This window comes from Mesorhizobium sp. M4A.F.Ca.ET.022.05.2.1, from assembly GCF_003998845.1.
Lineage (GTDB): Bacteria > Pseudomonadota > Alphaproteobacteria > Rhizobiales > Rhizobiaceae > Mesorhizobium.
This window is the reverse complement of record NZ_RZOJ01000734.1, coordinates 1-1,209: the sequence shown is the minus strand read 5'-3', so window position 1 is coordinate 1,209 and position 1,209 is coordinate 1. Positions and strand designations below refer to the sequence as shown.

The 1,209-nt window shown below is 65.8% G+C and carries 2 protein-coding genes; both read left to right on the top strand.

All coding sequences use genetic code 11. The annotated features are described in order from the left end of the window. The coding region (locus EN745_RS34995; RefSeq protein WP_127423329.1) for an ATP-binding cassette domain-containing protein at nt 1-534 on the top strand (534 nt) is incomplete at its 5' end. Continuing rightward, nucleotides 531-1,209 (top strand): branched-chain amino acid ABC transporter permease (locus EN745_RS34990; protein ID WP_145992332.1); only part of this gene is annotated, 679 nt, incomplete at its 3' end. The genes EN745_RS34995 and EN745_RS34990, both read left to right, overlap by 4 nt.

The following is a 1,209-nucleotide window of genomic DNA, read 5'->3' as shown; positions in this document are numbered from 1 at the left end:
GATCTTTCCGGCGTGCCCTCGCACAGCAGAGTCGGCATGGGCATCGCGCTGGTGCCAGAAGGCAGGAAACTGTTCGTCGACATGACGGTCGAGGAGAACCTGCTGCTCGGACGAAGCGCCGGCCGCCCCGGCGACTGGAGCGTCGACAGGGTGCTCGACACGTTTCCGAACCTCAAGCCGCGCCGCCGCGCCAAGACCGGGCATCTCTCCGGCGGCGAACAGCAGGCAACCGCCATCGGCCGCGCGTTGATGAGCAATCCGCAACTGCTTTTGCTCGACGAGGTCTCGCTCGGCCTGTCGCCGCTGGTCGTCGACCGCGTCTACGCCTCGCTGCACGGCCTGATCAGCTCCGGTACGACGATCATCCTCGTCGAACAGGATCTCAACCGTGCCCTCTCCGTCTCGGACAAGGTCATCTGCATGCTGGAGGGACGGATCGCGTTGGCCGGAGACAGCAAGAGCGTGTCGCGCGACGAGGTGACGAAAGCCTATTTCGGCCTGCACCGGAAGGGCGCCGGAGGCGTGCCGGCATGAGCAACCAGATCATCCAGGGCATCCTGCTCGGCGGCTATTACGCGCTGATCGCCTGCGGCCTCTCCTTCATGTTTTCGGTGATGCGCATCATCAACCTCGCCCATGGCAGCCTCGCCGTGCTGTCAGCCTTCGCGCTGTGGCTGTTCGCCTCGCGCTTCCACATTTCACCCTTCCTTGGGCTGCTAATCGTCCTGCCGCTGATGGCCGCGATCGGCTGGGCCTTGCAGCGCTTCCTGCTCGAACGCAGCGCGCGTGGCGGCGCGCTGTTGCCGATCCTGACAACCTTCGGCCTCGCCATCGTCATCGACAATCTCTTGTTCGAGCAGTTCGGCGCCGACACGCGCTCGCTGGCGCCCTTTATCGGCAGCCTCTCCTACGATTCCTGGGAATGGCCAGGCAGCATCTATGTCGGCAAGCTCGCGGTCATCATCTTCGTCACCGCCGTGGCACTGCTTGGCGGGCTGCAGCTTTTCCTCACTCGCACCGGCCTCGGCCGTTCGATCCGCGCGACCTCGGCAGACCCTGATACCGCCGGCCTGGTCGGCGTCGATGCGCGCCGCGCCAATGCGGTCGCCGCGTCGATCGCCATGGTCTCCGTCGGTCTCGCCGGCGCCTTCCTCGGCATGCGCGCCACCTTCGATCCCTATGCCGGCGCGCCGCAGTTGCTGTTCGCCT